The sequence below is a fragment of the Piscibacillus halophilus genome (assembly GCF_900110685.1).
Taxonomy (GTDB): Bacteria; Bacillota; Bacilli; order Bacillales; family Alkalibacillaceae; genus Piscibacillus; species Piscibacillus halophilus.
Genome location: NZ_FOES01000071.1, coordinates 1 through 6,352, shown reverse-complemented (window position 1 = coordinate 6,352; position 6,352 = coordinate 1). Strand labels below are relative to the sequence as shown.

The following is a 6,352-nucleotide window of genomic DNA, read 5'->3' as shown; positions in this document are numbered from 1 at the left end:
TCCCACACCCATGACAAAAGCGACTTTTACAGGTAAAACATACAAACTTAGGACTTGGCTCTCCTTCGCACCCCAAACATTCATATCGTGCATAACCTAAGTCTTTTGTTCCGCATCTAATAGTTTTTATAACTGTTTCCTCTATATCATCCCGATAATCTACTGGGAACCTTTGGGCATGTAATGCCCAAAAACCATTAAAGTGTTCTTTTAATATTTGTTTAATAACTCCAGAACCTTTTTTACCCATACCGAAATATCTCCTAAATTTATTAGTTAAATTCTATCACATACTTATCCACAACTGAGTCATTTTATAATTTCCTAAACAATAAAAAAACCGGTCGTGATTGGACAATCATGACCGGTTTCATTTAAGTGTTTATGACTATTCAATTCTATTTTTTACAAATCCTAATACCTCATCAATAATTAATTGTAAATCGTTGTCTAATGTCGCAACATGGTAACTGTTTTTTAATGGTACTAATTTTTTATCATCTGAATTGATCTTTTCATAGATTAATTGTGAATTGTCTGGTGGGACGACATGGTCTTCATCAGACACCAGGATCAAAGCAGGAGCATTAACCTTAGCGATATTTGCTTTTACTTCTTCCATAAACTTCAAGATTTCTTTAATCGATTGTACAGGTGTCTTTTCATATGCTAACTCTTTTACATCAGGCTTTTTAATATCGGATCCAATAGAATCTAAAAATCTAATATCCTGAGGTTGCTTAACTTCTTCCATCGTCGGAATCTCAATCGCTGCATTAATTAAAGCGATGCCCTTAAGTTCTGGGTAGTTTTCCGCCATGTAAAGCGTAAGCGTTCCTCCCATTGATAGCCCCGCCATAAAAATCGTATCACAACGTTCCTTTAACCATTGATATCCTTCTTCAATAGACTGAATCCAATCTTGATAAGTTGTTTTCTCCATGTCTTCATAATGTGTGCCATGTCCTTTGAGTCGAGGTCCACAAACCGTGTAACCCTCTTCTGCCAAAGCAACACCTAGTGGTCTCATACTTTGAGTCGTTCCTGTAAAACCATGTGATACCAATATTCCTATATTGTTTCCCTCAAAATAAAACGGTTCTGCCCCTTCTAACACTGGATAACGTTCAGTCATTTTGATTACCTCCAACCTTCAAATTTGTGACGTCCTTTATTTCACTTATCCATTCTACATTAATAAATCATACCAAAAATACTAAAATTTCAGAATAATATTCACAAAAAAAGAACTAAGATTAGTTTAGAAAAGATAATCCTTCATTCGTAAACTTACTAATCATTTCGGCGATTTCTTTTGGTGACTTATCCATATCATTCTCAATCCAGTCTTTTATGACATTGATGGCACCACTCACCACAAACGTACTTAAATAACGTGAATAATGGTGTTCTACATTATGTTCTTCCATCCAATTGAACATAATAAAGCGTCTTGCAATATTCATCATTCTCTTTTCAAACATGAGATCCCCATTTTGGTTTAATAAAATTTGAAACATATAATGATTATCTTTAATATATTCTACCAATTTTAGTGTTATTTTTAATGATTGCTCTTCATTTGTTATTTCGTAACTATTTAAGTATTTAACTAAATCGTCTGCAATTTCCTCTTCTATCTTTTCTAATAAATCGTATTGGTCTGAATAATGGGTATAGAAAGTCGAACGATTAACATCTGCTAATTGGCATAGTTCCTTGACCGTTACGGATGAAATTGGTTTTTCAGAAAGTAATGATATTAAGCTTTCTTTTAATACTTTTCGTGTATATTTTTTCCGTCGGTCTAATTTCTCTGACATATATGTCACTCCTTTATGACATTTTTGTTGAAATCCAACATATAAAAATAAAATGTTGAAAATCTAACACAATATATCATACTGTTTGTTGATTATCCAACACAGTGTCCATATAATAATAAAGTGTAATTAGGAACATTGCAAGAGAGGATGAGGCCTTATTGACCTATCATCAAAGATCATAAAACATAAAAAATCAATCGTGATGACGTTTATTATTATTGCTATCGTTAGTGCAATAGCTCAATTTACGGTCTCGGTTAACTATAATATGGTAGATTATCTACCAGATGATGCACCATCCACCAATGCGATGGAACTGATGGAAGAGGAATTCGATGAACCGATTACGAATGCACGGGTCATGATCCATGATGTATCGATTCCAGAAGCATTGACATATAAAGATGAATTATCATCCATTGATGGTGTTACAGGAGTGACTTGGCTCGATGATGTCATCGATATTAAGACACCACTTAAAATGGCTGATGAAGACACTATTGAGTCTTATTACCAAAATAATAACGCCTTAATTTCCGTTCACATTCGTGAAGGTGATGAGGTTGAAATTACAAATGCCATTTATGACTTAATCGGCGAGGATAATGCCATTTCTGGTGATGCTGTTGACACAGCTATGTCCCAAGAGATGGCTGGTAAAGAGTCCATGTATGCGGCTGCTTTACTTGTTCCAATGATTATTATTATCCTGATTTTATCAACGAATTCGTGGATGGAGCCTGTGTTCTTTTTAACAGCAATTGGGATCTCGGTTCTGATTAACTTAGGAACCAATATCTTTATTGGTGAGATTTCATTCGTAACACAATCAGTCGCACCCATCTTACAACTAGCGGTATCTCTTGATTATGCGATCTTTTTACTTCATAGTTTTTCAGATTACCGAAAACAAGTTTCAGAACCTAGTGAAGCGATGCGTCTTGCGATGAAACGCTCGTTCCCTGCTATTGCGGCTAGTGCAAGTACAACATTTTTCGGATTTACGGCACTATCCTTTATGAACTTTGAAATCGGGGCTGATTTAGGATTAAACCTTGTTAAAGGTATTTTGTTAAGTTTTATAAGTGTTATGGTCTTCCTACCAGCTTTAACTCTACTATTCTATAAATGGATTGATAAAACAAAGCATAAGCCAATTGTTCCTGAGTTTAAGAATATCGGAAGACGTGTACTGAAATTTAAGGTTCCTAGTTTAATTTTAGTTCTATTATTTATAGTTCCTGCCTTTTTAGCTCAAAGTCAAACCGAGTTTATTTACGGAGTTGGAGATCAACCGGAATCTACTCGAGCAGGGGCAGATCAAATCACTATTCAAGAAGAGTTTGGTAAGAGTACACCTATGGTTTTACTCGTACCTCAAGGTGATGTTGCCAAAGAGGAAGAACTCGTTCACCATTTAGAGGATCTACCTAATGTATCTAGTGTCATATCTTATGTGAACACGGTAAGCCCAGCCATTCCATCAGGATATTTGGATGAATCCATGGTAGAACCTTTTTATTCGGAGAATTATAGTCGAATCACAATCCATACAGAGGTTGACAAAGAAGGTAATGAAGCTTTCGCATTAATCGAAGAAGTCGAAGAAACGGCTGACTCATATTATGACGAGACTCATCTACTTGGTGAAAGTGTAACGTTATATGATATTAAGAATACCGTTCAAAAAGATAATAAGGTTGTAAATATCTTAACGATTGTTGCGATTGCGATTGTCTTATTACTTACATTTAGATCCATCTCTATTCCGGTTGTATTGTTACTTACGATTCAAGCAGCGGTTTGGATTAATCTATCCGTTCCATACTTTATGGATACGTCCTTAGTCTATGTCGGATATTTAATTATCAGCACCGTTCAATTAGCAGCCACCGTTGATTACGGCATTTTATTTACTGAATCGTACACGAAGTTACGAAAAGAATTGCCTGCTTTTCAAGCTATTAAGAAAACGATTGATGATAAAATCTTTGCGATCTTTATTTCTGCATCGATTTTATCAAGTGTCGGTTTTATATTAGGCGCGACATCATCAAATCCAATTGTTTCATCCATTGGGTTACTGTTAGGAAGAGGTGCATTACTAGCATTCGTGTTAGTTGTTTTCTTCTTACCTGCTATGCTGTTAGTGTTCGATAAAGTGATTGAGAAAACGACGATTAAACCTAATTTTTATAAGGGGAAATGATCATGAAGAAATTAATTTTAATCATGATGGCATACCTACTAATCATACCGACTTTTCTCGTCTCAGCTACAACCAGCCAACCTTCAATGGATCAGTCGATTCCAGAGGGTGACGGTTCATTTTCTGAGAAGAATGAAGTCGTATATGCCACGCTTGATGCGTTAGGCAAACAGAAGGATATGTACATCGTTAACCATTTTAATATTGAAGAGCCGGGTAAAATTATGGATTATGGCCCATACTCGGATGTAGAAAACTTATCAAACCTATATGAGATTACCCAGTCTAATGACCAGGTTGAATTCATTGCAGATGAAGATCAATTTTACTATCAAGGGAATCTTGAAAACAAAGACTTGCCTTGGGATTTAGAAGTATCTTATGAGCTTGATGGAAACGAGGTTTCACCAGATGATCTACTCGGGCAAGATGGTCATGTGACGATTGACCTTCAAACACAAGCAAATGCAAATGCAGATTCCATTTACTATGAAAACTATTTATTACAAATCTCACTTACATTAGATACAGATCGCTTTAAAAATATTGAAGCTTCAGATGGTACGGTTGCTACTGCAGGTAAAAACAAACAAGTCACGTTTACCGTCATGCCTGAGAAAGATGGTGAATTTACAGTCGAAGCTGACGCAACAGACTTTGAAATGGATGGTATTGAAATAACGGCTATGCCTTCTTCTATGTCCATTGATTCACCAGACTCTGATAAGATGACGGATGATATGAAGTCTCTATCAGACGCAACTAACGATGTCAACGAAGGCGTTGGTGAATTAAAAGATGGAATTTCGGAACTTAATAATGGTGTTCAAAGTTTACAAAATGGTTCAAATGATTACCAAGACGGGATCAATCAAGTCGCTCAAAGTTCTTCAGATTTAATTGAAGGATCCAAATCAATTGATCAAGCATTGGAAGAGGTCAGTGGTTCATTAAGTAGTGAATCTGGTGATATGGATCTAAGCGAACTTCAGGAATTACAAAAAGGGTTAAAACAAATTGCTGACGGACTCCAAGAAACAGAGAATGGATTAACTGAATTAAATGACTCTTATCAAAAAGCTTATGAAGCTTTAAATGGGTCCATGAAGGCCATTCCATCTCACAATATTCAAGAGGAAGATATTCAAAAGTTGTATCAAAGTGGTGCTGACCCTGAAGTCGTTGAACAATTAGTTGAGACTTATGAAGCTGCTCAAACTGCAAAGGGGACTTACAATCAAGTGAATGAAGCTTTCGCAGCGGTTCCATCTACTTTAAATACAGTCATTGGTTCATTAAGTGAGATGAGATCAAATCTTGAAACAATGGCAGATGAATTAGGGAACAGCTTAGAACAGATGGATTTTGCAAAATCAATGCAGGAGTTACAAGAGGGGCTAAGTGAATTGTCTTCTAATTATAAATCATTCCACTCTGGCTTAGTGGAGTATACAGATGGCGTATCTGAACTCTCAACATCCTACAGTGATTTGCATAACGGAATGACTGAACTTGCCAATGGAATCCATGACTTAGAAGATGGTGCTCGAGAGCTTCATGATGGCACAGCAGAACTAGCGGACTCTACTGCAGAACTACCTGATCAAATGCAGGATGAAATCGATGAAATGATTAATGAATTCGATAAATCTGATTTTGATCCAATATCTTTCGTATCATCTAAAAACGAAGATGTCAATTTAGTACAATTTGTCATTAAAACGGAAAGTATAAAACATGACGAAGAAGTGCAAGAGGAAGTACAAGAAGAAGAAGAAAAAGGATTTTGGGATCGGTTATTAGATTTGTTTAGATAAATGATAAGGCTATCCAAAAAGTTATAAAAAAGTGACTAATTAGGATTGACTTTTTTAATAGCTTATAAAAGTTGAGAAATTGATAAGAAAGAAAGCTTGCTATGGGCACTGTAGGCCTCCTCTTTTTCAATTTTCAACCCTAAAAATTGATTTTTAAAAGTGATAACAAATAGAACCACCGTGATATTAATGAACTGTACCCTCAAAAGTGGACAGTTTTAAAAAAACTAGGCAGCTAAAAGATGATCTCGATATTGATTCGGGGTCATCTTTTTTAGTGTCCATTGATATCTTGATATGTTGTAATTTAACACATATTCATTGATTAATGAATTCAATTCTTCGATGGTATGACAACTCTTTATATCTACTTCATCTTTCAAATGGCCAAAGAAGGATTCCATCGGTGCGTTGTCCCAACAGTTTCCCTTTCGGGACATGGATTGTGTAAAACCTTGCTCATTAATTTCTTTTTGAAATTCTGGATGTGTATAATGAAA

General features: G+C 35.6%; 6 protein-coding genes. 2 read left to right on the top strand and 4 right to left on the bottom strand.

All coding sequences use genetic code 11. The features are described 5' to 3' along the window. The 3 genes from BMY57_RS15650 to BMY57_RS15640 form a co-directional block, all read right to left on the bottom strand. Positions 1 to 250: transposase zinc-binding domain-containing protein (locus BMY57_RS15650; RefSeq protein WP_177176409.1), on the bottom strand; the 250-nt coding region annotated here is incomplete at its 3' end. 138 nt (positions 251 to 388) lie between these two features. Continuing rightward, positions 389 to 1,135, bottom strand: a complete 747-nt coding sequence (locus BMY57_RS15645; RefSeq protein ID WP_091776346.1) for an alpha/beta hydrolase — start codon at positions 1,133 to 1,135, stop codon at positions 389 to 391. A 121-nt stretch (positions 1,136 to 1,256) separates the two neighbouring features. Next, positions 1,257 to 1,823 (bottom strand): TetR/AcrR family transcriptional regulator, encoded by a 567-nt coding sequence (locus BMY57_RS15640; RefSeq protein ID WP_091776343.1) that lies wholly within the window; start codon positions 1,821 to 1,823, stop codon positions 1,257 to 1,259. 205 nt (positions 1,824 to 2,028) lie between these two features. Between BMY57_RS15640 and BMY57_RS15635 the strand changes: the two genes are divergently transcribed. Together BMY57_RS15635 and BMY57_RS15630 are read left to right on the top strand one after the other, a co-directional pair. Continuing rightward, entirely contained in the window at positions 2,029 to 4,035 is a 2,007-nt protein-coding gene (locus BMY57_RS15635) for an efflux RND transporter permease subunit (protein WP_091776340.1), read from the top strand. 2 nt (positions 4,036 to 4,037) lie between these two features. After that, positions 4,038 to 5,852: a coiled-coil domain-containing protein gene (locus BMY57_RS15630; protein WP_369678872.1), complete on the top strand. Its 1,815-nt coding sequence runs from the start codon at positions 4,038 to 4,040 to the stop codon at positions 5,850 to 5,852. 227 nt (positions 5,853 to 6,079) lie between these two features. Here the strand turns inward: BMY57_RS15630 and BMY57_RS15625 are convergent. Further along, positions 6,080 to 6,352: IS3 family transposase (locus tag BMY57_RS15625; RefSeq protein WP_143063863.1), on the bottom strand; the 273-nt coding region annotated here is incomplete at its 5' end.

Bases quoted from the DNA above. Each gene is read 5' to 3' on its own strand.
- BMY57_RS15635 (WP_091776340.1), top strand. From the start codon at position 2,029: ATGACGTTTATTATTATTGCTATCGTTAGTGCAATAGCTCAATTTACG.
- BMY57_RS15645 (WP_091776346.1), bottom strand. From the start codon at position 1,135: ATGACTGAACGTTATCCAGTGTTAGAAGGGGCAGAACCGTTTTATTTT.
- BMY57_RS15630 (WP_369678872.1), top strand. From the start codon at position 4,038: ATGAAGAAATTAATTTTAATCATGATGGCATACCTACTAATCATACCG.
- BMY57_RS15640 (WP_091776343.1), bottom strand. From the start codon at position 1,823: ATGTCAGAGAAATTAGACCGACGGAAAAAATATACACGAAAAGTATTA.